The organism is Thermus sp. KWY1 (assembly GCF_057547025.1).
In genome coordinates this window covers 20,490-46,061 of record NZ_BAAJPG010000010.1, presented here as the reverse complement: position 1 = coordinate 46,061, position 25,572 = coordinate 20,490, and the positions used below count along the sequence as shown (strand labels likewise).

30 protein-coding genes, 1 other RNA gene and 1 riboswitch are annotated in these 25,572 nt (G+C 66.1%); of the genes, 13 read left to right on the top strand and 18 right to left on the bottom strand.

The features are described 5' to 3' along the window. Nucleotides 1-69 precede the first annotated feature (69 nt). From AC27GT_RS02695 to rimP, 5 genes are read right to left on the bottom strand one after another with little or no spacing between them, the layout of a single operon-like run. Nucleotides 70-435: a hypothetical protein gene (locus AC27GT_RS02695; RefSeq protein WP_252829309.1), complete on the bottom strand. Its 366-nt coding sequence runs from the start codon at nucleotides 433-435 to the stop codon at nucleotides 70-72. 8 nt (nucleotides 436-443) lie between these two features. Continuing rightward, entirely contained in the window at nucleotides 444-2,159 is a 1,716-nt protein-coding gene (infB, locus tag AC27GT_RS02690; RefSeq protein ID WP_267260803.1) for a translation initiation factor IF-2, read from the bottom strand. Beyond that, nucleotides 2,128-2,406: a YlxR family protein gene (locus AC27GT_RS02685; protein ID WP_015716818.1), complete on the bottom strand. Its 279-nt coding sequence runs from the start codon at nucleotides 2,404-2,406 to the stop codon at nucleotides 2,128-2,130. Before AC27GT_RS02685 ends, infB begins: the two co-directional genes overlap by 32 nt. Continuing rightward, on the bottom strand, nucleotides 2,406-3,569 hold the full coding sequence (gene nusA, locus AC27GT_RS02680; protein WP_015716819.1) for a transcription termination factor NusA: 1,164 nt from the start codon (nucleotides 3,567-3,569) through the stop codon (nucleotides 2,406-2,408). The genes AC27GT_RS02685 and nusA overlap by 1 nt, the downstream gene beginning before the upstream one ends. Before the next feature lie 23 nt (nucleotides 3,570-3,592). Next, nucleotides 3,593-4,018: a ribosome maturation factor RimP gene (gene rimP, locus AC27GT_RS02675; protein WP_487223508.1), complete on the bottom strand. Its 426-nt coding sequence runs from the start codon at nucleotides 4,016-4,018 to the stop codon at nucleotides 3,593-3,595. A 158-nt stretch (nucleotides 4,019-4,176) separates the two neighbouring features. On the opposite strand from rimP, the gene ssrA reads away from it, so the two are divergent. The 8 genes from ssrA to AC27GT_RS02635 all read left to right on the top strand — a co-directional run bounded on the left by ssrA (nucleotide 4,177) and on the right by AC27GT_RS02635 (nucleotide 10,627). After that, nucleotides 4,177-4,523: a transfer-messenger RNA gene (gene ssrA, locus AC27GT_RS02670) on the top strand. Between the two features lie 64 nt (nucleotides 4,524-4,587). Beyond that, nucleotides 4,588-4,791 carry a ribbon-helix-helix domain-containing protein gene (locus AC27GT_RS02665; protein ID WP_487223507.1) on the top strand — a complete coding sequence of 68 codons (204 nt, stop codon included), beginning with the start codon at nucleotides 4,588-4,590 and terminating at the stop codon, nucleotides 4,789-4,791. A gap of 12 nt (nucleotides 4,792-4,803) precedes the next feature. Beyond that, entirely contained in the window at nucleotides 4,804-4,962 is a 159-nt protein-coding gene (locus tag AC27GT_RS02660) for a hypothetical protein (RefSeq protein WP_487223506.1), read from the top strand. 38 nt (nucleotides 4,963-5,000) lie between these two features. Beyond that, a riboswitch (FMN riboswitch) is annotated at nucleotides 5,001-5,121 on the top strand. Nucleotides 5,122-5,123: 2 nt separating this feature from the next. After that, nucleotides 5,124-6,257, top strand: coding sequence for a bifunctional diaminohydroxyphosphoribosylaminopyrimidine deaminase/5-amino-6-(5-phosphoribosylamino)uracil reductase RibD (gene ribD / locus AC27GT_RS02655; RefSeq protein ID WP_487223505.1), 1,134 nt, complete (start codon nucleotides 5,124-5,126; stop codon nucleotides 6,255-6,257). After that, nucleotides 6,257-6,841 (top strand): riboflavin synthase, encoded by a 585-nt coding sequence (locus AC27GT_RS02650; RefSeq protein WP_487223504.1) that lies wholly within the window; start codon nucleotides 6,257-6,259, stop codon nucleotides 6,839-6,841. The genes ribD and AC27GT_RS02650 overlap by 1 nt, the downstream gene beginning before the upstream one ends. Beyond that, nucleotides 6,841-8,040: a bifunctional 3,4-dihydroxy-2-butanone-4-phosphate synthase/GTP cyclohydrolase II gene (locus tag AC27GT_RS02645; protein WP_026328902.1), complete on the top strand. Its 1,200-nt coding sequence runs from the start codon at nucleotides 6,841-6,843 to the stop codon at nucleotides 8,038-8,040. Before AC27GT_RS02650 ends, AC27GT_RS02645 begins: the two co-directional genes overlap by 1 nt. Before the next feature lie 50 nt (nucleotides 8,041-8,090). Beyond that, the gene (locus AC27GT_RS02640) at nucleotides 8,091-10,208 is read left to right on the top strand and encodes a VWA domain-containing protein (protein WP_487223503.1); all 2,118 of its coding nucleotides are present in this window, start codon (nucleotides 8,091-8,093) and stop codon (nucleotides 10,206-10,208) included. Nucleotides 10,209-10,288: 80 nt separating this feature from the next. Then, nucleotides 10,289-10,627 (top strand): hypothetical protein, encoded by a 339-nt coding sequence (locus AC27GT_RS02635; protein WP_054392372.1) that lies wholly within the window; start codon nucleotides 10,289-10,291, stop codon nucleotides 10,625-10,627. Here the strand turns inward: AC27GT_RS02635 and AC27GT_RS02630 are convergent. The 13 genes from AC27GT_RS02630 to AC27GT_RS02570 all read right to left on the bottom strand — a co-directional run bounded on the left by AC27GT_RS02630 (nucleotide 10,581) and on the right by AC27GT_RS02570 (nucleotide 20,902). Further along, nucleotides 10,581-11,069 carry a PaaI family thioesterase gene (locus tag AC27GT_RS02630; RefSeq protein ID WP_054392371.1) on the bottom strand — a complete coding sequence of 163 codons (489 nt, stop codon included), beginning with the start codon at nucleotides 11,067-11,069 and terminating at the stop codon, nucleotides 10,581-10,583. The two genes, AC27GT_RS02635 and AC27GT_RS02630, sit on opposite strands and share 47 nt — an antisense overlap. Continuing rightward, nucleotides 11,066-11,485 carry a cobalamin B12-binding domain-containing protein gene (locus tag AC27GT_RS02625; RefSeq protein WP_038068855.1) on the bottom strand — a complete coding sequence of 140 codons (420 nt, stop codon included), beginning with the start codon at nucleotides 11,483-11,485 and terminating at the stop codon, nucleotides 11,066-11,068. The genes AC27GT_RS02630 and AC27GT_RS02625 overlap by 4 nt, the downstream gene beginning before the upstream one ends. 9 nt (nucleotides 11,486-11,494) lie before the next feature. Continuing rightward, nucleotides 11,495-13,150: an acyl-CoA mutase large subunit family protein gene (locus tag AC27GT_RS02620; RefSeq protein WP_054392370.1), complete on the bottom strand. Its 1,656-nt coding sequence runs from the start codon at nucleotides 13,148-13,150 to the stop codon at nucleotides 11,495-11,497. A 147-nt stretch (nucleotides 13,151-13,297) separates the two neighbouring features. Further along, a complete protein-coding gene (locus tag AC27GT_RS02615) occupies nucleotides 13,298-14,164 on the bottom strand; it encodes a cation diffusion facilitator family transporter (protein WP_487223502.1) in 867 nt (288 codons plus the stop codon). After that, nucleotides 14,165-15,640, bottom strand: coding sequence for a lysine--tRNA ligase (gene lysS, locus AC27GT_RS02610; RefSeq protein WP_126187129.1), 1,476 nt, complete (start codon nucleotides 15,638-15,640; stop codon nucleotides 14,165-14,167). It lies immediately after the preceding gene. Nucleotides 15,641-15,642: 2 nt separating this feature from the next. Next, nucleotides 15,643-16,113 (bottom strand): GreA/GreB family elongation factor, encoded by a 471-nt coding sequence (locus tag AC27GT_RS02605; RefSeq protein WP_015716831.1) that lies wholly within the window; start codon nucleotides 16,111-16,113, stop codon nucleotides 15,643-15,645. A gap of 63 nt (nucleotides 16,114-16,176) precedes the next feature. After that, nucleotides 16,177-16,539 carry a hypothetical protein gene (locus AC27GT_RS02600; protein ID WP_015716832.1) on the bottom strand — a complete coding sequence of 121 codons (363 nt, stop codon included), beginning with the start codon at nucleotides 16,537-16,539 and terminating at the stop codon, nucleotides 16,177-16,179. Between the two features lie 4 nt (nucleotides 16,540-16,543). Then, nucleotides 16,544-16,942, bottom strand: coding sequence for a diacylglycerol kinase family protein (locus tag AC27GT_RS02595; RefSeq protein ID WP_015716833.1), 399 nt, complete (start codon nucleotides 16,940-16,942; stop codon nucleotides 16,544-16,546). Next, nucleotides 16,897-17,316 (bottom strand): rRNA maturation RNase YbeY, encoded by a 420-nt coding sequence (ybeY, locus tag AC27GT_RS02590; protein ID WP_487223501.1) that lies wholly within the window; start codon nucleotides 17,314-17,316, stop codon nucleotides 16,897-16,899. Before ybeY ends, AC27GT_RS02595 begins: the two co-directional genes overlap by 46 nt. Further along, nucleotides 17,294-18,289 carry a PhoH family protein gene (locus AC27GT_RS02585; protein ID WP_015716835.1) on the bottom strand — a complete coding sequence of 332 codons (996 nt, stop codon included), beginning with the start codon at nucleotides 18,287-18,289 and terminating at the stop codon, nucleotides 17,294-17,296. Before AC27GT_RS02585 ends, ybeY begins: the two co-directional genes overlap by 23 nt. Continuing rightward, nucleotides 18,253-18,657 (bottom strand): hypothetical protein, encoded by a 405-nt coding sequence (locus AC27GT_RS02580; protein ID WP_038030091.1) that lies wholly within the window; start codon nucleotides 18,655-18,657, stop codon nucleotides 18,253-18,255. The genes AC27GT_RS02585 and AC27GT_RS02580 overlap by 37 nt, the downstream gene beginning before the upstream one ends. After that, complete coding sequence (gene floA / locus AC27GT_RS02575; protein ID WP_487223500.1) at nucleotides 18,654-19,631, bottom strand: flotillin-like protein FloA; 978 nt, start codon at nucleotides 19,629-19,631, stop codon at nucleotides 18,654-18,656. The genes AC27GT_RS02580 and floA overlap by 4 nt, the downstream gene beginning before the upstream one ends. A gap of 2 nt (nucleotides 19,632-19,633) precedes the next feature. Continuing rightward, nucleotides 19,634-20,902: an NfeD family protein gene (locus AC27GT_RS02570; protein WP_487223499.1), complete on the bottom strand. Its 1,269-nt coding sequence runs from the start codon at nucleotides 20,900-20,902 to the stop codon at nucleotides 19,634-19,636. A gap of 53 nt (nucleotides 20,903-20,955) precedes the next feature. Between AC27GT_RS02570 and aroE the strand changes: the two genes are divergently transcribed. Genes aroE through polA form a run of 5 tightly spaced genes read left to right on the top strand, consistent with a single transcriptional unit; the run spans nucleotide 20,956 to nucleotide 25,538 of the window. Continuing rightward, nucleotides 20,956-21,747 (top strand): shikimate dehydrogenase, encoded by a 792-nt coding sequence (aroE, locus tag AC27GT_RS02565; protein WP_487223498.1) that lies wholly within the window; start codon nucleotides 20,956-20,958, stop codon nucleotides 21,745-21,747. A 9-nt stretch (nucleotides 21,748-21,756) separates the two neighbouring features. Continuing rightward, the gene (locus AC27GT_RS02560; protein WP_487223497.1) at nucleotides 21,757-22,035 is read left to right on the top strand and encodes a hypothetical protein; all 279 of its coding nucleotides are present in this window, start codon (nucleotides 21,757-21,759) and stop codon (nucleotides 22,033-22,035) included. Beyond that, nucleotides 22,013-22,447, top strand: coding sequence for a type II toxin-antitoxin system VapC family toxin (locus AC27GT_RS02555; RefSeq protein WP_487223496.1), 435 nt, complete (start codon nucleotides 22,013-22,015; stop codon nucleotides 22,445-22,447). The genes AC27GT_RS02560 and AC27GT_RS02555 overlap by 23 nt, the downstream gene beginning before the upstream one ends. Further along, complete coding sequence (locus AC27GT_RS02550) at nucleotides 22,444-23,022, top strand: IMPACT family protein (RefSeq protein WP_487223495.1); 579 nt, start codon at nucleotides 22,444-22,446, stop codon at nucleotides 23,020-23,022. The genes AC27GT_RS02555 and AC27GT_RS02550 overlap by 4 nt, the downstream gene beginning before the upstream one ends. 14 nt (nucleotides 23,023-23,036) lie before the next feature. Continuing rightward, on the top strand, nucleotides 23,037-25,538 hold the full coding sequence (gene polA, locus AC27GT_RS02545; protein ID WP_487223494.1) for a DNA polymerase I: 2,502 nt from the start codon (nucleotides 23,037-23,039) through the stop codon (nucleotides 25,536-25,538). The last annotated feature ends 34 nt before the right edge of the window (nucleotides 25,539-25,572 follow it).

Here is a 25,572-nt window from a genome sequence, read left to right as displayed (position 1 = left end):
GCCTAACCTCAGACTGCGCTGGATGGCCTTTTGAGCTTGCGCCAGCGCAAGAAGAAAGAGTTCCGGGCCCTAGCCTCCATCCATCTGGAGGCGGCCATAAAGAAGGTAAAGATGGGACGGGGAAGAGGCTTCCAGTGACGGTGGCTTGGCCTTCCTATTCTGGGGCTTGAGGGAAAAATGGGGAGGCCGGGTGGGAGCCTGGGCCAGGGGGGTAAGCCCGTTTCCCTGGCGGTCCTCCTTGAGGACCCAGGCAGGTCCCTTGGCGTGAAGCCCGGCTTCGGTCTTTCCCTTTCCGGCAGGGAAAGGGGGCAGGCCCTGGAAGACCAGGGCCAGGATGGCCAGGGCCAGCCCTAACCTTCCCCAAGCATTCCCTGGGATCTTCCAGTGCCTCAAGGAAGGGCACGCCCCGGAGAAAGACCGCCGGATCCAGCGCAAGGAACCTCCTACGCCGGTACCTCCACCATCTGGAAGACCTCTATGATGTCCCCTTCCTGGAAGTCGTCGAACCCCTCGAGGCCGATGCCGCACTCGTAGCCCTGGGCCACCTCCCGCACGTCCTCCTTGAAGCGCTTGAGGCTGGCCATTTTCCCCTTCCAGATTTCCTCGCCCTTGCGCAAAACCCTTACCTCGGCGCTACGCACCACCTTGCCCTGGGTGACCATGCATCCCGCCACCTGTTTGCCCCCGGGCAGGCGGAAGATGGCCCGCACTTCGGCCCGGCCCAGGACCTCCTCCTTGAACTTGGGTTCCCGCTGCCCTTTGACCATGGACCGGACCTCGTCGATGAGGTCATAGATGATGCGGAAGGTTTTGAGGAGAACCCCCTTGCTTTCCGCCGCCTTCTTCACCGCACCGGAGGGGTTCACCCCGAAGGCCAGGATGGCGGCGTTGGCCGTCTGGGCCAGGAGGACATCGGACTCCGTGGGGGCCCCCACCTGGGCCAGGAGGACGTTGATCTTGACCTCCTCGGTGCTCTCCTTGGCCAGGATGTGCTGGATGGCCTCCAGGGAGCCCTGGGTATCCGCCCGGAGGATGAGGTTAACCTCCTTCTGCCCTTCCTCCTGCAGGGCCCGGAGCAGGTCGGCCATGGTCCTGGGGCGGCGCTCCTTCTCGGCTTCCTCGCGGGCCTTGCGCTCCTCTTTGCGCTCCTCGGTGATCTCCTTGGCGGCCTCGAGGTCCGGCACCCACTCCACCACATCTCCGGCGTGGGGAAGCTCCTGGAAGCCCAAGACCTGCACGGCGCTTCCCGGGCCCGCTTCCTTGCGCTGGTTGCCGTCGGCGTCCATCATGGCCCGGATGCGGCCGTACACCTCCCCGGCCACCACGTAGTCCCCCACCCGGAAGGTCCCCTCCTGGACCAGCATGTTGGCGATAATGCCCGCCTGCTTGTCCAGCTTGGACTCGAGGATGACCCCTTTGGGCTCAGCGTTCGGGTCGGCCCGGTAGTCCTCCAGCTCGGCGATGAGGAGGATCATCTCCAAAAGGTCCTGCACCCCTTGGCCCGTTTTGGCGCTGATGGGCACCACGATGGCATCCCCGCCGTACTCCTCGGGCACGAAGCCCCGCTCCATCAGCTGGCGCTTGACCCGGTCGGGGTCGGCCTGGGGCAGGTCCATTTTGTTCAGGGCGAAGATGATTTTGGCCCCGGCTGCCTTGGCGTGGGCGATGGCCTCATCCGTTTGGGGCATGATCCCGTCGTCGGCGGCGATGACGATGACGGCGATATCCGCCACCTTGGCTCCCCGCTGCCTTATGGTGGTGAAGGCCTCGTGCCCCGGGGTGTCGATGAAGACCACCGTGCCCTGAGGGGTCTTCACCTCAAAGGCACCCACGTGCTGGGTAATGCCTCCCGCCTCCTTCTCGGCGATGCGACTTTTCCGCAGGTAGTCCAGGAGGGTGGTCTTCCCGTGGTCCACGTGGCCCATGATCACCACCACGGGAGGCCTTCGGGGCAGGGCTTTCCTGCGCTCCTCCTCCGCCAGCTTCTCCTGCAGGCCTCGTTGCTCTTTTACCAGCTCCCGCACCGCCTCCGCGTCCTCCTCGGAAAGGGTGGAGGCGTGGGACTTGTAGGCAACCCCCATCTGGTCCAGGAGCTCCAGGAGCTCCTCGTTGGTCATACCCAGCTCTTTAGCCAGCTGGTAGATGCGTATTTTGGCCATCCGTACCTCCTAAAAGGGTGACAAGTGCTTCCGACAGGGCTCTGGCCCGGGCCCCGGCAAAGCGCCTCAGCTTCTTTTCCGTCCAGCACTCCGGGTTGTCGGGGCAGACATAAGCCCCCCTGCCCGGCAGTTTCCCCGTGGGGTCCAGGCGAAACCCCTCCGGCATGAGCAGGATCCGCAAAAGCTCCCCCTTGGGCCGCCTTTTGCGGCACGCCACGCACATGCGGATGGGGACATGCTTCGCCATTACTCGGAAAGATCCCGGAAGAGTTTCTCGAATTCCTCTTTCGCCCGGCTAGTGGTTTCCGCCTCTTCCTTGGCGGCCTTGCGAATGGCCTCGTCCAGGTCGGAGATCTCCGCCTCCTCAAAGTGGATCTCGTAACCCGTGAGCTTGGAGGCCAGGCGCACGTTCTGACCCCCGGTGCCGATGGCCAGGGAGTGCTGGTCCTTGGTCACCTTGACCCGGGCCTTCTGCCCATCGGGTTCCAGCTCGATGGAACCCACCTGGGCGGGGGAGAGGGCGTTGCGGATGAACTCCTTGGGGTCCTTGGCCCAGAGGATGATGTCCACCTTCTCCCGGCCCAGCTCGGCGGAAACCGCCTGGATGCGCTGGCCCTTGTGGCCGATGCAGGCCCCGATGGGGTCCACATTGGGGTTGTGAGTCATCACCGCCACCTTGCTGCGGCGGCCGGGCTCGCGGGCGATGGCCTTGATCTCCACGATGCCCTCGGCGATCTCGGGGACCTCCTGCTTCAAGAGGTGCTCCAGAAGCTTCTCATGGGCCCGGCTTACGATCAAGGAAGGGCCTTTGGCGGAGCGGTCCACCTTTTTCAGGTACACCTTGAGGCGTTGCCCGGGGTAGTAGCGCTCCGTGGGGATCTGCTCGCTCTTGGGGAGGTAAGCCTCCCCCCGGCCCAGCTCCACGAAGACGTTGCCGCGGTTGTCCACCCGGGTCACCACCCCGGTGAGGACCTGGCCCTCCTTGTCCTTGTACTCGTTGTAGATGCGGTTGCGCTCGGACTCCTTGAGGCGCTGGGTGAGGATCTGGCGCAGGTCCTGGATGGCCATGCGGGAGAGGCCCTCGGGGTCGATGGGGAACTCCATCTCGTCGCCCACCTGGACCTCGGGGTCGTACTGGAGGGCCTCGGAGAGGGCGATTTCCTTGTCTGGATCCTCCACCTTCTCCACCACGCGGCGGACCTCCACCATCTCGATGCGCCCGGTCTGGGGGTCTATATAGACGTCCACCTCCGGACCCTTACCCGCATCGATTTCCTCCTTGCGGTACCCCTTTTGCCGCTTGATGTAGGCCTTGCGCAGGGCTTCCTTGAAGGCCTCGAGGACCTCCTCGGTGGTGACCCCCCGCTCCAAGGCCAGCTGCTGCATGGCGTCTATGAATTCCCGGTTCATCTCTCCTCCCTGAATCTCGGCTGTTACCTGGGCTCCTCGGGCCACTCGGCAAGGTTGGCGCGGAAGGTGCCGATCTTGAGGCGCTTTTCCTCCTGGCCCACCTGGAAGACCACCTCGTCCGCTTCCACCCGAAGGATGCGCCCGGTGAAGCCCTCGGGCCCCGGCACCTTGGCCTTTAGACCCTGGAAGCGCTCGAAGTGGCGGCGGGTAAAGAGGGGGCGCTTGGGGCCGGGAGACTCCACCAGAAGGCGGTAGCTTCCCGGAATGGGGTCCTCCCGGTCAAAGACGGCCTCTATGGCCCGGCTGGCCCGTTCCAGGTCGGCCACGCGGATGGGCCTTTCGTCCTTGCGCTCCAGGCGGACCAGGACCTCCCCGGGGGCTTCCTTCACCTCCAGGACCTCGAGGTCCAGAGGCTCCACCGCTTCCTCCACCAACCGCCAAAGGTCCACAGGCACCTCCCTACCTCCCTTCACAAAGGAAGGGTGGGCTTACACCCACCCCCCTCCCTTGGGAGCACTGGGCTCAGTTTACACCCAAAACCCCCTTGACTACAACCCCTTTAGCCTATTACACTCAAGGTTGCCGGTCCGAGTCCGGCCAGTCACATGGGGGTGAACGGTCTCGACGGGGGTCGCCGAGGGCAGGTGGCGCGCCGAGGTGCGGGTGGCCTCGTAAAAACCCGCAAAAGAATAAAGGCCAACAAGCCTGCTTACGCTCTCGCGGCTTAATGACCGCGACCTCGCCCGGTAGCCCTGCCGGGGGCTCACCGACGCGGGGACACAAACCCGGCTAGCCTTGGCTACGCCCCGTAACCCAAGGCGAAGTTAAGCGGGGCTTGCTCCTGGCCGCCCGTCCGCGGGCCAAGCCAGGAGGACACCCAAAACGCGGACTACGCGCGTAGAGGCCTGCCGTAGGGACTTTCGGACGGGGGTTCGACTCCCCCCACCTCCACCAAAGGGAATAGGGGCCCATAAGGGTCCCTATTTTGTTGTTGCCCTATATATGGGGGCATAGCGGTATGGAAAAGACCACCCTGTACCTGCCCAAGTCCTTGAAGCGTCTGCTGGAGCTTAAGGCCCGGCGGGAGGGCCGCTCCCAGGCTGAGCTCGTAAGGGAGGCGTTGGAGCGCTACCTGGCTTCCCCTCCCCCTAAGTCCTTGGGCATACGGGAGGATACCGAGGTAACAGGCCGTAAGGCAGAGGCCTGGTTGGAGAAGGATTGAGTCCTGCCCAGCGTGCGGACGTGGGTGCGCCAGTACCAGGACCCCCCTTTGGGTTTCTCCGATGCCGTGGTAGCGGGTTTGTCTTTGGAAGTTCCGCTCCTCACCCTGGACGCCCACTTTCTGGTCCTGGCTCGGGGTGAGGGTGTTAAGGTAGTCCATCCCAGCTTGTGATCTTCCTTCGGTTGTAAAGTAAGTGTGGTGCCGCCTGGCACCTCCTTCGGGGCGGGGTGGAAGTCCCCACCGGCGGTGAAAGCCCGCGAAGCCCCTTTGGGGCCCGACCCGGTGGAATTCCGGGGCCGACGGTGAAAGTCCGGATGGGAGAAGGAGGTCTTTTGCGAGAGCTGGACGAGAGGTTCCTTCGTAGGGCGTTGCAGTTGGCCGAGAGGGCTCGAGGCCACACCCACCCCAACCCCCTGGTGGGAGCGGTGCTGGTGCGGGAGGGCCGCGTCGTGGGGGAGGGGTACCACCCCAGGGCCGGGGAGGCCCACGCGGAGGTGTACGCCCTGCGCCAGGCGGGCGAGGAGGCCCAAGGAGCCACCCTCTACGTGTCCTTGGAGCCTTGCAACCACTTTGGCCGCACCCCTCCTTGCTCCTTGGCTCTTCTGCAGGCGGGGGTGGCCCGGGTGGTGGCGGCGGCCCGGGATACCAACCCGGCGGCCCGGGGGGGCTTGGAAAGGCTTCGGGAAGCCGGGGTAGAGGTCCAGGCCGGGCTTTTGGAGGCCGAGGCCCAGGAGCAGAACGAGGCCTTCTTTACCGTCCAGAAAAGGGGGCGGCCCTTCGTCCTCCTCAAGGCGGCCCTCACCCTGGACGGCAAGGTGGCGGCCTTGAGTGGGGATGCCCGCTACGTCTCCTCTGAGGAAAGCCGGCGCATCGCCCAGGCCTACCGCCAGTGGCTTCCCGTGGTGATGGTGGGGGTGGGGACGGTCCTCAAGGACGATCCCTGGCTCACCGTGCGGGAGCCGGACTTCAGGCCCTTCCCTCTCATGCTGGAGCCCCCGCCCCTCAGGGACCCGGTGAAGGTGGTCTTGGACACCGAGGGCCGCACTCCCCCCACCGCCCGTATCTTTCAGAAGGGACCCCGGGGGGAGCCTGCCCGCGTGTACGTGCTGGTGGGCAAGGGTGCGCCCAAGGATCGGCTTAGGGCCCTCGAGGAGGCGGGTGCCCGGGTGGTGGAGCTTCCCCGGGAAGGAGGGAGGGTGAGCCTCGAGGGGGCCTTGCACCTTCTCTTGGAGGAGGGACTGGACGGGATCCTTCTGGAGGGGGGTCCGAGGCTGGCTGGGGCCTTCTGGGAGAGGGGACTGGTGGACAAGCTGGCCCTCTTCGTGGCGCCCAAGGTGTTGGGGGAGGGGAGGGGGTTCTTGGAGGGGTTTGCCCTGGAGCGCATGGCCGAGGCCAAGAGGCTGAGGCTCGTCCGCAAGGAGTGGCTTGGGGAGGACCTTTGGCTGGAGGCGTACCCGGAGGGGTGATGTTCACGGGATTGGTGGAGGAAACCGGCGAGATCGTGGAGGTCCGGGAGGGGCCTTTCCTCAGGGTCAGGATCGCCGCCAAGGAAGTGCTTTCTGACCTTAGGGTAGGGGATTCGGTGGCGGTGGATGGGGTCTGCCTCACCGCAGTGGAGGTGGACGAGGGCGGTTTTTGGGTGGAGCTTGCCCGGGAAACCCTGCGCCGCACCGCCCCCACCTGGCGGGTGGGGCACCGGCCCAACCTGGAGAGGGCCCTTAAGGTGGGGGACCGGCTTGGGGGGCATTTCGTCACCGGGCATGTGGACGGGGTGGCGGAGGTGGTGGCCATCCGGGAGGCCCCGGGGGCCAAGGACTACTTCTTCCGACTCCCCCAAGACCTTGCCCGCTACATTGCCGAGAAGGGAAGCGTGGCCCTAAACGGCGTTTCCCTCACGGTGGCGGGCTTAACGGGGCAGGACTTCTTCGTCACCCTCATCCCCCACACCCTTAAGGTCACCAACTTAGGAAGCCTAAAGGTGGGGGATGGGGTGAACCTGGAGGTGGACCTCATCGCCCGCTATCTGGAGCGGCTTGTGAAGGGGGAATGATGGAGGGTTTGGCCAGCGTCAGGGAACTCATGGAGGAACTCCGCCAAGGCCGCCCGGTGATCCTGGTGGACGACGAGGACCGGGAAAACGAGGGCGACCTCATCATGGCGGCAGAGCACGTGACCCCGGAGTGGGTGAACTTCATGCTCAGGGAGTGCCGGGGGCTCCTTTGCGCGGCCTTGACCGAGGAACGGGCCAGGGCCCTGGACCTGCCCCTTATGGTGGAGAAAAACCAGGATCCCCAGGGTACCCGCTTCACCGTGAGCGTGGATGCCCGGGGGACCACCACGGGGATCTCCGCTTTTGAGCGGGCGGCCACCATAAGGCTTCTGGCTGATCCCGAGGCCACCGCCCAGGATTTCCGGCGCCCCGGGCACATCTTCCCCCTGGTGGCCAGGCCGGGCGGGGTCCTGAGGCGGGCCGGGCACACGGAGGCCACCGTGGACCTTTTGCGCCTGGCGGGGCTTAGGCCGGTGGGGAGCCTCATCGAGATCCTCAAGGAGGATGGCACCATGGCCCGGCTTCCGGACCTTTTGGAGTTTGCCGGGCGCCACGGCCTTAAGGTGGGCACCATCGCCGACCTCATCCGCTACCGCCTGGAGAAGGGGGACCTCTACGTGAAACGGGAGGCAGAGGCCCTTTTGCCCACCCGGTTTGGCGAGTTCCGCATCCTGGGCTACCGGGATAGCCTCACCGGGGAGGAGCACGCCGCCTTGGTCATGGGGAGCTGGGACCCTGAGGAGCCCGTCCTGGTGCGCATGCACTCCGAGTGCCTCACCGGGGATGCCCTGCACTCCCTGAGGTGCGACTGCGGTTTCCAGCGGGATCTGGCTCTGGAGCGTATCTCTAAGGAGGGGAAGGGGGTTTTGGTCTACCTGAGGCAAGAGGGGCGGGGAATCGGCCTTGTGAACAAGATCCGGGCCTACCACCTGCAGGACCAAGGCCTGGACACGGTGGAGGCCAACCTGGCCCTGGGGTTCCCGCCGGACCTGCGGGACTACGGGGTGGGGGCCCAGATCCTCTACGACCTTGGGGTGCGCAAGATGCGCCTCCTCACCAATAACCCCCGCAAGGTGAAGGCCCTGTCGGGTTTCGGCATCGAGATCGTGGAGCGCATTCCCCTGAGGGCCGGGGACAACCCCCACAACGAGCGTTACCTCCAGGCCAAAAAGGAGAAGCTGGGGCACTGGATGGACTGATGGGGTTCCCTGGATGGCCCAGGCCATCCCAAAGCCTCTAGCATGAGGCTATGCTCCGGCTTCTTAGGGTTGGGGTCCTCATCCTACTTTTCTTGGCCTTCCTGGATCCCAGGTGGCCCATGCCGGGGCGGGTGGTGTACCTTCTGGACTTTTCGCCCTCTGCCCGGGAAAGCGTCTTTGCCTTGGCGGATAGGCTTCCTAGGGATGGGATCTATGTGGCCTTTGCGGAGCGGGCGGCGAGGCTTCCTTCGCCCACCGCCCGCAGGCTGGACCTGGGGGAGAGGACAGACCTGAAGGCGGCCTTCCAGGAGGCAGAGGCCCTGAGGCCGAGCCGCGTGGTCCTGGTTTCCGACGGGCTTTTCGAGCCCATTTCAGCCCCCTTTCCCCTGGATGCGGTTTACGTTCCCCCCAAGCCCCATGTGGCGGTGGAGCTGGTCCCCCCGCCTTACCCCCTGTACGGGGAAACGGTGGGGGTGGGAGTGGTCCTCGAGGCGCCCCTCTCCGTGGAGGCACGCCTGAGGGTGGAGGGCCCCGCAGGGACCTGGGAACGAAGCCTTCGGGTGGAGGGGCGTAAGAGCCTGGTGTACACCTTCTCCCTTACGGAGAAGGCGGAGGTGTGGGCGGTGGTGGAGGGTTCCTGGGGCCGGAGCGAGGCCCAGGTGAGCCTCCAACCTGCCGACCGCGGCAGGGCCCTGGTGCTGGGGGACCCGGCCTTGGCCCGTTACCTGGAGGCCCAGGGCTTCCAGGTGGAGGAAGGCCCTTTCCGCCTGCCCCTCGAGGCCGACCTGGTGGCGGTGGGCCTCGGGGTCTTGGACCTTCCCGAGGGGGCCCCGGAGGCCCTGAGGAGCTACCTCCGCCAAGGCGGCGGCCTTCTTTTCACCGCCACCCCCAAGGGTCTTTTCTTCGGCGGCTGGGACCGGGCTTTGCCGGAAGACCTTCCCCTAAAGCCCCTGGGCCGCAAGGGGGCGGCCTTGGTTCTGGTGATGGACGTATCGGGAAGCATGGAGGGGGAGAAGCTTTCCCTGGCGGTGGCGGGGGCCTTGGAGCTGGTGCGGTCGGCGGCGGAGGAGGACTACCTGGGCGTGGTGCTCTTTTCCTCCACCCATCGGGTTCTTTTTCCACCCAGGCCCATGACGGAGCAGGGGAAGAAGGAGGCGGAAAGCCTCCTCTTGTCCGTGCGGGCGGGGGGCGGGACGGTCCTGGGCTCCGCCTTCCGGGAGGCGGTGCGGCTTTTGCAGGGGGTGCCGGTGGAGCGCAAGGGGATCCTGGTGCTCAGCGATGGCCTCATCTCCGACCCCCAAGACCCCATCCTGGCCCTGGCGGAGGCCTCGGGCCTCGAGGTGAGCGCCATGGCCCTGGGAGCCGATGCCGACCGGGCCTTTCTGAAGGTCCTCGCCGAAAGGGGTGGGGGCCGGTACTACCAAGCGGCCACCGCCCAGGAGCTTCCCCGGCTTTTCCTGAAGGAAGGGCAGGAGGTTTTCCAGGGGGAGGGCCTGGAGGGCCGTTTCCCCGTCAAGGCCAGGCTCCATCCCCTGGCCCAGGGGTTTTCCCCACCTCCCCTTTCCGTTCTCCTTCCGGCCCGGGCCGAGCCCTGGGCGGAGGTGGTTTTGGAAAGCGACGGCAGAGCGGTGCTGGCCCTGGGGGAGAGGGGAGAGGGGCGGGTGGCCGCCTTGGCCACGGATCTTTCCCGTTCCTGGCGGGGCTGGAAGGAGGCAGCTTCTTTTCTGGGCGGCCTTGCCCGCTACCTCATGGGGGGCAAGAAGGCCATGGCCCTGTACGCCTATCCCGAGGGGAAAGGGGTGCGGGTGGTGGTTCTGGGCCACCTGGAGCGCCCGCTTTTCCTAAGCGAGGGCCAGGAGATGCCCCTGGTGCCCACGGGGCCTGGGCGGTACGAAATCCAGGCCCCGGCGGCTCCCGGGGTGCTCCTGGACGGCTCGCGCCGCTTGCCCCTGGCCTTCCCCTTGCCCGGGGAGTGGACCCCCAGGGATGGGAAGCTGGTCCTCAAGACCCTGGCCGAGGCTTCCCATGGGCGGTTGCTGGCCCTGGAGGACCTGGGGCAACCTGGATCCTCCCCCCTGCCCCTGCGCCCCTATCTCCTGGCCTTGGCCCTGGCGCTTTTCCTCCTGGAGCGGCTCCTCGAGGCGCGCTCCTTTGCCAGGAAAGCCTGAGCCAGGGTCCAGAGGGCCGGTTCTGGGAGCCAGTGCATGGATCACACCGGGACGCCGAGTCTTTCTCTAATCTGGAATCCATGCACTGGGATGATTGGGAGGAGCTGATCCGCCGGGAGAGGGAGCAGAGGCGTCAGGAGGAAAAGCCCCTCCATGACCGTATCCACCAGCTGGAGGCGGACCTCTACTTTGCCAGGCAGGAGATCAGGCACCTGCAGCGGGAAAAGAAGGAGCTTTGGGAAAGGTCCCAGGCCCTGGCCCTGGGTACCGTCTTCCCGGGAAGGGAGCTGGAGGAGGTGAAGCGGACCCTGGAGGAAGCCTGGCTGGAGCTGGTCCTGGTGGCCTCCCCCAAAGCCGAGGATCTTTCCCGCATTATCGCCCTGTTGGAGCGCTATCTCCTTGGCCGAAGCCCTCGGTGATCTGCACCAGGACCGCCTCCCCCCGCACGGTCACCTCCCCGTTGGCGTAGAGCTCGGTTTCCACCACCACCTTCCTCCCCTTCACCTCCTTGGCCCGGCCCACCAGGACCAGCTCGGGCCCCAAAGGGGTGGGCTTCAGGTAGTCCACCTTGAGGCTGGCGGTGACGAAGCGGAGGGGGTGGGTTTCCAGATCCAGGCCCTCAGCATGGGCCTTGGCGGCGGCGGCGGTGGCGGTGGAGTGGCAGTCCACCAAGGAGGCGAGAAGCCCCCCGTAGACGAACCCGGGAATGGCGGTGTGGTGGGGGCTAGGGGTGAAACGGGTTTCGCTCTGGCCCTCGTCCGCCTTCCAGTAGGTCTTGAGGTGGAGGCCCATGGGGTTTAAGTAGCCGCACCCGTAGCAGTGGGCCCACTCCGGGGGGTAGTAAAGCTGGATGGCCTTCATGCTAAGCCCTGGGCCTGCCAGCGCTCCGGCACCGCCCGTTTCAAGAAGTCCACGATATCCTGGGTGCTGGTCCCAGGACCGAACACCGCCGCCACCCCCAGCTCCTTCAGCCTGGGCACGTCCTCATCGGGGATAATCCCTCCCCCGAAGAGGAGGATGTCCGAGGCTCCTTGCTCCTCGAGGAGCCGCTTCACTTCCCGGAAGTAGTGCATGTGGGCCCCGGAGAGGATGGATAGCCCTATGGCGTCCACGTCCTCCTGGATGGCCGCGGACACGATCATCTCCGGGGTCTGCCTGAGCCCCGTGTAGATCACCTCCATGCCGGCGTCCCTTAAGGCCCGGGCCACCACCTTGGCCCCGCGGTCGTGGCCGTCCAGCCCGGGCTTGGCGATGAGCACCCGTATGCGCCTGTCCATACGCTAATCCTAAACGTAAGCTGGCTCCTGGTAGGTGCCGTAGACCTCCCGCAAGACGTCCATCATCTCCCCCAGGGTGCAGTAGGCCAGGGCGCACTCCACGAAGTGGGGCATGGTGTTCTGCCCTTCCACCGCAGCCCGCCTTAGGCCCGCAAGGGCCTCCTCCACCCGCCTCTGGTCCCGTTCCCGGCGCACCCGGGCCAGGCGCTCCGCCTGGACCCGCTCCACCTCGGGGTCCACCAACTGGATGGGGACCTTCAGGGGGATCTCGTCGGTGAAGGCGTTCACCCCCACGATGATCCTCTCCTTGCGCTCCACCTCCTGCTGGTAGCGGTAGCTGGCCTCGGCCAGCTCCCGCAGGAAGTAGCCCTCCTCGATGGCCCGCACCACGCCCCCCATGCGCCGGATCTCCTCGATGATGGCCATGGCCTGGCGCTCCATCTCGTCGGTGAGCCACTCCACGTAGTAGCTCCCCGCCAGGGGGTCGATGGTGTGGGTGACCCCGCTTTCGTAGGCGATGATCTGCTGGGTCCTGAGGGCGATGGTGGCGGATTCCTCCGTGGGCAGGGCCAGGGCCTCGTCGTAGGCGTCGGTGTGGAGGCTGTTGGTACCCCCCAAAACGGCGGCCAGGGCCTGGATGGCCACCCGGGCGATGTTGTTGAGGGGTTGCTGGGCGGTGAGGGAAACCCCAGCAGTCTGGGCATGGGTGCGGAGCATCCAGCTTTGGGGGTTCTTGGCCCCGTAGCGGTGGCGCATCTCCTTGGCCCAGATGCGCCGGGCGGCGCGGAACTTGGCGATCTCCTCAAAGAAGTCGTTGTGGACGTCGAAGAAGAAGCTGATCCTGGGGGCGAACTCGTCGATGTCCAGGCCCCGCTTCAGGGCGGCCTCCACGTACTCAAACCCGTCGGCCAGGGTCCAGGCCAGCTCCTGCACGGCGGTGGAGCCTGCTTCCCGGATGTGGTAGCCGGATACGGAGATGAAGTTCCACTTGGGGACGTTCTTGGGCCCCCACTCAAAGGTGTCGATGACCAGTTTCACGCTGGGTTCGGGGGGGAAGATGAACTCCTTCTGGGCGATGAACTCCTTAAGGATGTCGTTTTGGATGGTGCCCCCAAGCTTCTTCCAGTCGTACCCCTTCTTTTTGGCCACCGCCAGGTACATGGCCCAGATGGCGTTGGCGGGGCTGTTGATGGTCATGGAGGTGGTGACCTCCTCGAGGTTGATCCCCTCGAAGAGGATCTCCATGTCCGCCAGGCTGGAGACCGCCACCCCGCACTTGCCCACCTCCCCCTTGGAAAGGGGGTGATCGGAGTCGTAGCCCATGAGGGTGGGCAGGTCAAAGGCCACGCTGAGGCCGGTCTGGCCCGCCTTTAAGAGTTTCTTGAACCGCTCGTTGGTCTGCTCGGCGGTGCCGAAGCCGGCGAACATGCGCATGGTCCAGAGCTTGGACCGGTACATGGAGCCGTAGACCCCGCGGGTGTAGGGGTACTCCCCGGGGTAGCCCCGCTTTTCCTCGTACTCCGGGTCCAGGACCCCGATGTCCTCGGGGGTGTAGAGGGGTTCTGGGGCGATGTCCGAAAGGGTGCGGTGGGCCACAGGCCTCTCGGGCATCTTCTCCAGGCTCTTCTGGTAGGTTTCCCTGAGCCAGTCGTGCTTCTTGCGCATGGGTCCTCCCTTGGGCCATATTCTACGCTTTTATGCGCCTAAGGAAAAGAGCGTTAGAAGACTCCTTCGCCGGCGGGGAGAAGCCAGCCTGTCGGCAGCACCTTTCTGAAGCTACCTTCTCGAGTGGCCAGGGGGCAGCCCTATCCTTTAGCGCTTCCGCTCGCTTTCGGGCTCCACGTGGATGGTGACGGCAAGCCCGGGGAAACTTTCCTCCAAAGCCCTTTCCAGCTCGTCGCAGAGCCGGTGGGCTTCCTCCACGGTCATGGACCCCGGCACCACCAGGTGGAACTCCAAAAAGGCCCGGTTTCCCGCCTTGCGGGTTTTGAGGTCGTGGACCTCGAGGGCCCTTCCCCCCAAGGCCTCGGCGATGGTTTTTCGGATCCGGCTCACCTCCGCCGGGGAGAGCCCCTCATCCATAAGCCCTCCCACGGACTGGCGCACCAGGCGGAAGCCCATGAGGAGGATGTTCCCCGCCACCAAAAGGGCCAGCAAGGGATCCAGCACCCATAACCCCGTGGCCCACGCAAGGCTTACCCCGGCGAAAACCCCCACGGAGGTGAGCACGTCGGAAAGCACGTGGTAGCCGTCGGCGGTGAGGGCGGGGGAGCGCAGGCGCCTCCCCTGGCGGAGGAGGTGCCAGGCGAGAAGGCCGTTGATCAGGGAGGCCAAGAGGCTGACCAGGAGGCCCGGTCCCAGGTCCCCTAGGGGCCTGGGATGAAGGAGGCGGGGGATGGATTCCTTGGCGATGAGAAAGGCGGCCAGCACCACCAGGACTCCCTCCAGCACCGCGGAGAAGTATTCGGCCTTGCTGTGGCCGAAGGGGTGGGTTTCGTCGGGAGGACGCTGGGCGAAGCGGATGGCGAAGAGGGCCAAAAGCGTCGCGGCCACGTTCACCGTGGACTCGAGGGCATCGGAGAGAAGGGCCACCGAGCCGGTGAGGAGGTAGGCCAAGCTCTTGAACCCCAGGACCCACAGGGCCACCAGGAGGCTGAGGCGGGCAGCCCTTTCCGCCACCTAGGCTCCTTCCTCCACCAGCTCCCGCTTGGGCTTGAGCAAGGGGAAGAGGAGGACGTCCCTCAAGGAGGGCTGGTCGGTGAGGATCATGGCCAGGCGGTCCAAGCCGAGGCCAAGCCCCGCCGCCGGGGGCATGCCGTACTCCAGGGCCAACAGGAAGTCCTCGTCGGGCTCGGGGGCCTCCTCGTCCCCTTCCCGTCTGCGCCTGGCCTGCTCCAAAAAGCGTTCCCTCTGGTCCAGGGGGTCGTTGAGCTCGGAGTAGGCGGGGGCGAGCTCCATCCCGCCCGCATAGAGGTCCCAGCGCTCCGTGAGCCCGGGCTTTTCCCGATGCCGCTTGGCTAAGGGGCTGATGGCCAGGGGGAAGTCGAAGACGAAGGTGGGGTTCTGGAGTTCGGGCTCCACGTAGATGCCAAAAAGCTTGTCCAGAAGCTTGTAACTGGGAACCTGGGCGAGCTCGGGGTGGTGGGCGTCGGCGAAGATCCTAAGCCTTTCCAGGTCCAAGGGGTCAAAGGGCAGGCCGGCCTTTTCCTTCAAGGCCTCCACGAAGGAGATGCGTCTAAAGGGCGGGGTAAAGTCCAGCACCCGCCCCTGGTAGGGGACCTGGTAGCTGCCGAAGAGGTGGAGGACCAGGCCGGAAAGGAGTTCCTCCACCAGCTTGGCCATGTCCTGGTAGTCGGCGTAGGCCCAGTAGGCCTCCAGCATGGTGAACTCGGGGTTGTGGTTGTGGTCGATGCCCTCGTTGCGGAAGTTCCGCCCGATCTCGAAGACCTTCTCAAACCCGCCCACGAGAAGGCGCTTCAGGTAAAGCTCCAGGGAGATCCTTAGGTAAAACTCGTGGTCCAGGGCGTTGTGATAGGTCTTGAAGGGCCTGGCCTCCGCCCCACCGGTGGTGGCCTGGAGGATGGGGGTTTCCACCTCCAAAAACCCCCGCTCCTCAAAGAAGCGACGGATGTAGCGCACCATGGCGGTGCGCCGCCGAAAGACCTCCCGCACCTCGGGGTTGACGATGAGGTCCAGGTAGCGCTGCCGGTAGCGCACCTCCTTGTCCTTGATCCCGTGCCACTTGTCGGGGAGGGGGTGGAGGCTTTTCACCAGGGGGGTCCAGGAGAGGACCTTCACCGTGACCTCCCCGGTCTTGGTGGTGAAGACCGTGCCCTTGACCCCTAGGATGTCCCCCACGTCCAGCTTCTTCAAAAGCTCGTAGCTTGGGGTGAGGTCCTTTTGAAAATAGAGCTGGATCTTGCCGCTTTCGTCCAGGAGGTGGGCAAAGGTGACCTTCCCCATGCGCCTCAAGGCCACGATGCGCCCGGCCAGGGCCACCTCTTCCTCCCACTCGCTTTCCGGGGGAGCCCCCTCCTTGGCGGATAGGATTTCCTTTGCGCTGTGGGTTTTGGGATACCGGTAGGGGTAGGGTTGAAAACCCGCCTCCACCAGGGCTTCCAGGTTGAGTAAGCGTTGCCGAGTCTGCTCGTTCATGTTTAGCCGCGCACCGAGACCACCCGGAACTCCTTCTTGCCCTTGGGGGTATCCAGGCTGAGCACATCCCCCTCCCGGTGGCCCAGGAGGGCTTTGCCCATGGGGGAGGCATCGGAGATCTTCATGGGGGTTTCCAGGACGCTGGCCTCGGCGGGGGAGACCACCTGCACCTCCAGGCGCTCGCCGGTGACGGGGTCTTCCAGCTCCACCACCGAGCCCAGGCCGATGACCTCGGTGGTGGCCCCTTCGATGATCACCGCCCGGGAGAGGATGTCCTCGAGGCTGTCGATCCGGGCCTCGATGCGGGCCTTCTCCTGTTTGGCCGCCTCCAGCCCCGAATCGTCGTAGTCGTCGGAGGACTCCATGAGCTCCTGCAGGATGCGGGTGGCTTCTTGCAGGCGTTCCCTTTCCTGCAGAAGTTGCTGCATGAGCCGCTCGTAACCGGCTTTGGTTAGCTTTACCTCGCGCGCCATAGCTCACCTCGTAAGTCATGAAGGTCGGCCAAAGCCGACCTCCTTGGCCCAAGGGCCTCCTTCTCAGGTGAGTATACCGCGAAGGAGGATTTCCCTCAAACGCTCGGGCTCCGCATGGCTGGCGCAGGCTGCCGTGTCCAGGCAGAGGACCAGGTAGCGGAGGTGGGTTTCCCTTCCGCCCACCGGGTGGCGGAAGAAGCCCAAGGCGCTTCCCGAAAGATGGCGGTGGCAGGCCTCGCACACCTGAGGGCTTCCCAGGGTTCCGGGCAGGGGCTCCAGGGTCAGGCGGAGCTCCGGGGGCCCCTTTTCCTGGATGATCACCCGGCCTTCCTCGTCGCGATAATAAAGAATCTCCCCAATGGGGAGAAGCTCGGGGGGAGTGCCTGGAAAGATCTCCAGGATCATCTCCCTTTCCTCGTGGTCCATACGCTTAGCTTAGCCCAAACCGCCCGAGGAGGGGAGGCAAGAGGAGGTAAAGGCCCACCAGGAGGGCGAAGAAGCTCGCCAAAAGCACCGCCGCTGCCGCCGTGTCCTTGGCCCGCTTGACCAGGGGATGGAATACCGGGCTCACCAGGTCGGCCAGGGCCTCGAGGGCGGTGTTCATGAGTTCCAGGGAAAGCACCAGGGCGCTAACGAGCAACACCGGCACCGGATTGACCTCCAGCCAGAGGGCAAGCCCGAGGGCCAGAAGGGCCAAGTAGGCCTCGAGGCGGAAGTTCCGCTGCACCCGCCAGGCGTAGAGAACCCCCTCCCAGGCATAGCCCAGGGAGCGCCAAACGCCCTTTAGAGGGCGAGGATCCTCTCTTGGACGCGGTGGAACCCCTCCCAATCCTCCTCCTTTTGGTGGTCGTGGCCGAGAAGGTGCCATAGCCCGTGGGCCGCCAGGACCAGCACCTCCTCCTCGAGGGGAACCCCTCTTTCCTCCGCCTGCCTCTTGGCGGTGTCCAGGCTGATCCAGATATCGCCCAGGTGGGGGGGTACAAAGGGATCGCCGGGTTCGTAGTGGGGAAAGGAAAGGACATCCGTGGCCTCATCCTCCCCCCACCACTCCCGCTTTAGGGCCCTGATCCTGCGGTCCCCGGTGAGGATGACCGTGACGGCCTTGTCCCCCACGCCCAGTTCCTCCATCAGGGCGGAAAGGGCCCGGCGGAGCCTGGGGATGAGGCCCCTTGGCGGACGCTTATTGGCTACGATCTCCACCACGCTCGGCTTCCTCGTAGGCCTTGATGATGCGGGCCACCAGGGGATGGCGCACCACGTCAGACTCCTTGAAGTACACGAAGGCGATGCCCTCAATGCCCTTGAGGATGCGGATGGCCTCCACCAGCCCCGACTTTTGGTGCTTGGGCAGGTCGATCTGGGTGATGTCTCCGGTGATGACCATCTTGGAGGAGAAGCCCATGCGGGTGAGGAACATTTTCATCTGCTCCGGGGTGGTGTTTTGGGCCTCGTCCAGGATGATGAAGGCGTCGTTGAGGGTGCGGCCCCGCATGAAGGCCAGGGGGGCCACCTCGATGATCCCGGACTGCAGGTACTGCTCAAAGCGCTCGGCGTCGATCATGTCAAAGAGGGCATCGTAAAGGGGGCGGAGATAAGGGTCCACCTTGGCCTGGATGTCCCCTGGCAAAAACCCCAGCTTTTCCCCCGCCTCCACCGCTGGCCGGGTGAGGATGATGCGCTTAACCCTTTTGGCCCGGAGGTGGCTCACCGCCATGGCCACCGCCAAATAGGTCTTGCCGGTTCCCGCAGGACCCACCCCGAAGGTAATGTCATGGTGGGCGATGGCCTCCACGTACCGCCTTTGCCCTGGGGTTTTGGGCCTGAGACGGCCCGGTAGCGCAAGTTCGGTTTCCGGGGTGGTGGCCTGGTACAGGCCCTCGCCTTGCAGGGCCAGGGCCACGGACTGTTCCAGGGTGGGCTGGTCCAGCTCCGCTCCTTGCCTGAGGAGGGCCAAAAGGTCCCGCACGGCCCGCTCGGCCACCCCCACCGCTTCCGGGTCGCCCTCCAGCTCCACCTGGTTGCCCCGCATGATGAGCTTGAGCCGGTCGCCGAAGGCCTCCCGGAAAAGGGAACGGAGCTTCTTCAGGTTTCGGTCTGCCTGGCCCAGAAAGGCCAGGGTTTCCTCGGGTTTTAGGGGGATCACCAGCCTTTGGGCTTCTTCAGGATTTCGTGCCATATCACCCCTTTCAGGATGCTTTCGCCGTCGGTGGTGAGCAGCCTTTTCCGCGGGCGCTTCCTTCGCTCTTCCTCCGGCGAGGATGCTTCGCGGAACCGCACTTCCAAGGGTTGCCGTTCGGGGCTAGAGGACCGTTCTAAACTCTCCGCCTCCGGTTTCTTGGGTGCGGGAAGGGACGGGGGCGGCGGGACCTTGGGCTTGGGCCGGGCCTTGGGCCTGGGGCGGGGTAGGGGTTCGGGTAGGGGCAGGTCCTCGGGAAACCCCGGGGGAATGGGGGGAGGCTGGCCCCGGCGGCTTAGGCCCTGCAGGGCCGGGATGACGATGAAGAAGAGTAGGAAAAGGAGACCCAGAAGGTCGTCTAGGCTCATTCCTCACCCTCGGGCTTGGCGGCCCGGCTGATGGACTCCCGCATGTCGGTGTCGGCCTCGATGTTTTTCAGGCGGTAGTAGTCCATGACCCCAAGCCTTCCCGTGCGCAAGGCCTCCGCCAGGGCCAGGGGCACCTGGGCCTGGGCCTCCACCAGCTTGGCCCGCATGGCCTCCACCAGGGCCCGGTTCTCCTGCTCGGCGGCCACCGCCATGGCCCGGCGCTCCTCCGCCTTGGCCTGGGCGATTTTCTTGTCGGCCTCCGCCTGATCGATCTGAAGCTGGGCCCCGATGTTCTTGCCCACGTCCACGTCGGCGATATCCACGGAGAGGATCTCAAAGGCGGTGCCGGCGTCCAGGCCCTTTTCCAGCACGGTTTTGCTGATGCGATCCGGGTTTTCCAGGACTTCCTTGTGGGAGTTGGCGCTGCCGATGGTGGTCACGATGCCTTCTCCCACCCGGGCGATGATGGTCTCCTCCCCGGCCCCGCCCACCAGGCGGTCGATGTTGGCCCGCACCGTGACCCGGGCGGTGGCGAGGAGCTGGATCCCGTCCTTGGCCACCGCGGCCACCATGGGGGTCTGGATCACCTTGGGGTTCACGGAAACCCGCACCGCTTCCAGCACATCCCGCCCCGCCAGGTCGATGGCTGCGGCCCGGTCAAAGGTGAGCTTGATGCCCGCCTTGTCGGCGGCGATGAGGGCGTCCACCACCCGGTCCACGTTGCCCCCGGCCAGGTAGTGGGCCTCGAGGCGGTCCAGCCTCACGTCCAGCCCCGCCTTGGTGGCCTTGATGAGGGGGTAGATGATCTTGGCGGGGGGGACCCGCCTTAGGCGCATGGCCACCAGGGTGAGGAGGGGGACCCGCACCCCTGCCGCCCAGGCCGAGATCCAAAGCCCTACCGGGATAAAGCTGAAAAAGAGGAAGACGAAGATGAGGACGACAAAGGCCAAAAAGAGCACACCCAGTCCTTCCATAGCTATTCCTCCAGAACCTCCACGAGCACCGTGGGCCCCCGCACCTCCACCACCCGGATGGGGGTGCCCTTGGGGATAAAGCCGCGGTTGGCCACCACGTCCACTCGCTTCTGGCCGAAGCGGGCCACGCCCCCGGGCCTAAGGTCGGTGAGGGCCGTGCCGATGGCCCCCACCTCCACCGCTTCCGAGGTGGCGTGTTCGGCGATGGTGCTTTCCAGGACCAAGGCCCTGGCCGGCCGGGTCCGGGGCAGGAAGCGGAAGACCAGGAGGAGCCCAAGGCCCAAGGCGATCACCGCGATGGCGATCACCAGGAGGGCGTTCTCGCCGAAGGTGAAGTAAACGGAGGCCAGGATGGCCCCCACGCCCAAGGCCCCGGCGATGCCGAAGCCGGGGAAGAGAAAGGCCTCCGCCAGGAGGAGGGCCACCCCCAGGAAGAAGAGGACGAGCTCAAAGGCGCCCGAGAGGCCCGCGAGCCACCCCCCGGCGAAGTAGAGGGCGAGGAAGGAAAGCCCCAGGGCCCCCATGAGGCCAAACCCGGGGGTGAAGAGCTCCAGGAGCAGGAGGAGGAGGCCTAGGGCGAGGAGGACGCCCGCCACCGCCGAGCTGGTGAGAAAACGGGCCACCTGCACCCTGGGGCCCGGCTGGAGCCTTTCGGTTTCCGGGTTAAAACCCGCCTGGCGCAGGGCCTCGGGGAGGCTTGCCGCCCTGAAGTCCGCCACCTTGAGCTCCACCGCCTTGTCCGCAGAGAGGGTCAGGGGCTCCCCCTTGGCGGAAAGCCCAGGGACTTCTATGTTCGGGTCCACCATGGCCTCCGCCAGCTCCACGGGCCGTCCCCGGGCCTCGGCCACGGCCCGGAACTTCCCCTTGAGGGCGGAGATCACCTTCTGGTCCGCGGCCTCGGGCTTTTGCAGGGGCAGGGCCACCACGGGGAGGGCGGCACCGATCTCCGAGCCCGGGAGCATGGCGATCTGGCGGCAAGAGAGGGCGATCAGGGCCCCGGCGGAGAAGGCGTTTTGCACCACGGCCAGGGTGGGCAGGGGAGTCTGGAGGATGCGGTCGGAGATGCGGATGGCCGCGTCCACCCGCCCCCCGGGGGTGTCGATGAGGAAGGCCACGCCGCTTGCCCCCTCCCGCTCCGCCCGGGCCAGGGACTGCTCCACGAAGACGGCCAGGGCGGGGTCGATCTCGCCCTGGATGGGGATGAGGTAGGTCTTCCCCAAGGCCAGGGCCGAAAGGAGCAAAAGGGAAAGGAGCCTCTTCACCGCCTTCATTCTATACGGCCTAGCCCAGAGGGAATGCCCCGGGTCCCGGTATCCTGGGGAGGATGGTGCGCCTTGCCGTGCTGGGCCACCCCGTGGCCCACTCCCTTTCCCCGGCCATGCACCGCTTCGCCCTGGAAAGCCTGGGCCTTGGGGGAAGCTACGAGGCTTTGGATACCCCTCTAGAGGCCCTTCCCGAACGTCTGGGGGAGATGCGCCGGGCCTACCGGGGGGCCAACCTCACCATTCCCCTCAAGGAGGCTGCCCTGGGGCTTCTGGACTGGGTTTCCCCCGAGGCCAGGGCCATCGGGGCGGTGAACACGGTGCTCAGCGTAGAGGGAGGTCTCTTCGGCTTCAACACCGATGCCCCCGGGTTCCTGGCGGCCCTAAAGGCGGGGGGCATCCCCTTGCGGGGTCCCGCCCTGGTCCTGGGGGCGGGAGGGGCGGGCAGGGCCGTGGCCTGGGCCCTCCGGGAAGCGGGCCTCGAGGTCTGGGTCTGGAACCGGACGGAGGAAAGGGCCCTGGCCTTGGCGGCGGAGTTCGGCCTGAAAGCGGTTCCCTTGGAACGGGCGAAGGAGGCCCGGCTTCTCGTGAACGCCACCAGCGTGGGGCTCGGTGACCCCGGGGCCACCCCCTTGCCGCCGGAACTCCTCCCCGAGGAAGGGGCGGCGGTGGATTTGGTCTACCGCCCTCTCTGGACCCGGTTCTTGCGGGAGGCCAAGGCCAGGGGCCTGAAGGTGCAGACGGGCCTCCCTATGCTCGCCTGGCAGGGGGCTTTGGCCTTCCGCATCTGGACGGGCCTCCTCCCGGACCCCTCGGGCATGGAGGAGGCGGCCCTGAGGGCCTTGGGTGTATAAAAAGGGTGTATGGGGCTCCGGCGGGTACAGGTGGTGCTGGAGGAGGCGCAGTGGGCCGAGGTCAAGCGCCTGGCGCGAAGGCTCGCCCTCGCCCGGGGGCGGCCGGTGAGCGCCAGCGAAGCCTTGAGGGAGCTCGTGGCCCGGGGCCTCACGGAGGAAGCGGAGCGGAAAGAAGCCTACTTGGCCCTTTTGGAAGAGCTTGACCGTCTCGGTGAGGAGGCGCCATCTGCGGAGCGGGACCTCCTGGAGGAGGACAGGCGCGCCCATGACGAGCGCCTGGGTATGTGACGCCTCCGTGGCCGTGGCCGCGGCCACGGGGCACCCCTTGCGAGAACATGCCCAGAGGCTCCTCCGACGGGCCGTGGTGGAGGAAAGGCCCCTTTTCGTCCCCCGGCTCTTCGCCGCCGAGGTGGCCTCGGCCCTCCGGCGGGCGGCCTTCCACGGTGCTATGACCCAGGAGGCGGCGGAAAGGGCCCTGGGCCTCCTCCTCAAGCTCCCCTGGATCTACGCCCAGGACGAGGAGCTTGCCCTCCCCGCCTTGCGTTGGGCGGCCAGACTCGGCCAGGTGCGGGCCTACGATGCCTTTTACGTGGCCCTTGCCGAGCGGGAGGACGCCCTTCTTTGGACGGCGGATGCTCGCTTGGTCCAAGGGCCTAGGGCTTTGGGCTTTCTCCAGGCCAAGGCGCTGGGAGAAGCATGAGCCTCACCCTGGCAGGGCCCGTGGTGTACGAGGAGGTTATCCAGAGGAGCCGTTTTATCGCCAAGGCCGCCCCCGTGGCCTCCGAGGAGGAGGCCTTGGCCTTCCTTGCCGCCAACCGGGAACCGGAGGCCACCCACAACTGCTACGCCTATAAAATCGGCTCCCTCTACCGCTTCTCCGACGACGGGGAGCCTGCGGGCACTGCGGGGAAGCCCATCCTCCACGCCATAGAGGCCCAGGGCCTGGACCGGGTGGCGGTCCTGGTGGTGCGCTACTTTGGCGGGGTGAAGCTCGGGGCCGGGGGGCTCGTGCGGGCCTACGGGGGGGTGGCGGCGGAGGCCCTGAGGCGGGGGGCCAAGGTGCCCCTGGTGGAGCGGGTGGAGGTGGCCTTCCTGGTTCCCTTTCCCGAGGTGGGCCGGGTGCACGGCCTGCTGCGGGCCCGAAACCTCTCCGCCTTTGAGGCCTACCTCCCCGAGGGGGTGCGCTTCTCCTTGCTTCTGGCCGAGGGGGAAAGGGAGGATTTCCTGCGGGCGCTCATGGACCTGACCCGGGGGCAGGCCCGGGTGGAGGGGTAGGCGCGGGGGTTAGCATGGAAGGGATGCTGCCCCTCTTTGCCCCCAAGGGCCGGGTCCTCCTGGTGGACGGCCACCACCTGGCCTACCGCACCTTCTTCGCCCTCAAAGGGCTCACCACCAGCCGTGGCGAGCCCGTGCAGGCGGTGTACGGCTTCGCCAAAAGCCTCCTCAAGGCCCTAAAAGAGGACGGGGACGTGGTCATCGTGGTCTTTGACGCCAAGGCTCCCTCCTTCCGCCACGAGGTCTACGAGGCCTACAAGGCGGGCCGGGCCCCCGCCCCCGAGGACTTTCCCAGGCAGCTTGCCCTCATCAAGGAACTGGTGGACCTCTTGGGCCTGAGGCGCCTCGAGGTCCCCGGTTACGAGGCGGACGACGTCCTCGCCACCCTGGCCAAGAGGGCGGAAGGGGAAGGGTACCGGGTGCGCATCCTCACCGCCGACCGGGACCTCTACCAGCTCCTTTCCGAACGCATCCACATCCTCCACCCCGAGGGCTACACCATCACCCCGGAGTGGCTTTGGGAGAAGTACGGCCTCCGGCCGGAGCAGTGGGTGGACTACCGGGCCCTGGTGGGCGACCCCTCGGACAACCTCCCCGGGGTGAGGGGGATAGGGGAGAAGACCGCCCTCAAGCTCCTCAAGGAGTGGGGAAGCCTGGAAAATCTTCTCAAGAACCTGGACCGGGTAAAGCCGGAAAGCGTCCGGGAGAAGATCCAAGCCCACCTGGAAGACCTCAAGCTTTCCCGGGAGCTCTCCCAGGTGCGGACCGACCTTCCCCTCGAGGTGGACTTCGCCAAAAGGCTGGAGCCCGACCGGGAGGGGCTTCGGGCCTTTTTGGAGCGGCTTGAGTTCGGCAGCCTCCTCCACGAGTTCGGCCTCCTGGAAGCCCCCGCTCCCCTGGAGGAGGCGCCCTGGCCCCCGCCGGAAGGGGCCTTCGTGGGCTTCGTCCTCTCCCGCCCCGAGCCCATGTGGGCGGAGCTTAAAGCCCTTGCCGCTTGCAAGGAAGGCCAAGTGCACCGGGCACAAGACCCCTTGGCGGGGCTAAGGGATCTCAAGGAGATCCCAGGCCTCCTCGCCAAGGACCTCGCTGTCTTGGCCCTCCGGGAGGGGCTGGACCTCGCGCCCTCGGACGACCCTATGCTCCTCGCCTACCTCCTGGACCCCTCCAACACCACCCCCGAGGGGGTGGCGCGGCGCTACGGGGGGGAGTGGACGGAGGACGCCGCCCTACGGGCCCTCCTCGCCGAGCGGCTTCAGCAAAACCTCCTGGAGCGCCTCAAGGGGGAGGAGAAGCTCCTTTGGCTCTACCAGGAGGTGGAAAGGCCCCTCTCCCGGGTCCTGGCCCACATGGAGGCCACCGGGGTCCGGCTGGACGTGGCCTACCTGAAGGCCCTTTCCCTGGAGCTTGAGGGGGAGATCCGGCGCCTCGAGGAGGAGGTCTTTCGCCTCGCGGGCCATCCCTTTAACCTGAACTCCAGGGACCAGCTGGAAAGGGTCCTCTTTGACGAGCTGAGGCTTCCCGCCATCGGCAAGACGGAGAAGACCGGCAAGCGCTCCACCAGCGCTGCCGTCCTCGAGGCCCTCCGCGAGGCCCACCCCATCGTGGAGAAGATCCTGGAGTACCGGGAGCTCACCAAGCTCAAGAGCACCTACGTAGACCCCCTCCCAAGCCTCGTCCACCCGAGGACGGGCCGCCTCCACACCCGCTTCAACCAGACGGCCACGGCCACGGGAAGGCTTAGCAGCTCCGACCCCAACCTGCAGAACATTCCCATCCGCACCCCTTTGGGCCAGAGGATCCGCCGGGCCTTCGTGGCCGAGGAGGGATGGGTGCTGGTGGCCCTGGACTATAGCCAGATAGAGCTACGGGTCCTCGCCCACCTTTCCGGGGACGAGAACCTCATACGGGTCTTTAGGGAGGGCCAGGACATCCACACCGAGACCGCAAGCTGGATGTTTTCCGTGCCCAAGGAGGCCGTAAACCCCCTGATGCGCCGGGCGGCCAAGACGGTGAACTTCGGCGTCCTCTACGGCATGTCCGCCCATAGGCTCTCCCAGGAGCTTGCCATCCCCTACGAGGAGGCGGTGGCCTTTATAGAGCGCTACTTCCAAAGCTTCCCCAAGGTGCGGGCCTGGATAGAAAAGACCCTGGAGGAGGGGAGGAAGCGGGGCTACGTGGAAACCCTCTTCGGAAGAAGGCGCTACGTGCCCGACCTCAACGCCCGGGTGAAGAGCGTCAGGGAGGCCGCGGAGCGCATGGCCTTCAACATGCCCGTCCAGGGCACCGCCGCCGACCTCATGAAGCTCGCCATGGTGAAGCTCTTCCCCCGCCTCCGGGAGATGGGGGCCCGCATGCTCCTCCAGGTCCACGACGAGCTCCTCCTGGAGGCCCCCCAAGCGCGGGCCGAGGAGGTGGCCGCCCTGGCCAAGGAGGTCATGGAGGAGGCCTATCCCCTCGCCGTGCCCCTGGAGGTGGAGGTGGGGATGGGGGAGGACTGGCTTTCCGCCAAGGGTTAGGAGTCGTCCTTCAGGGGCTTGAGGCTTGACTCAT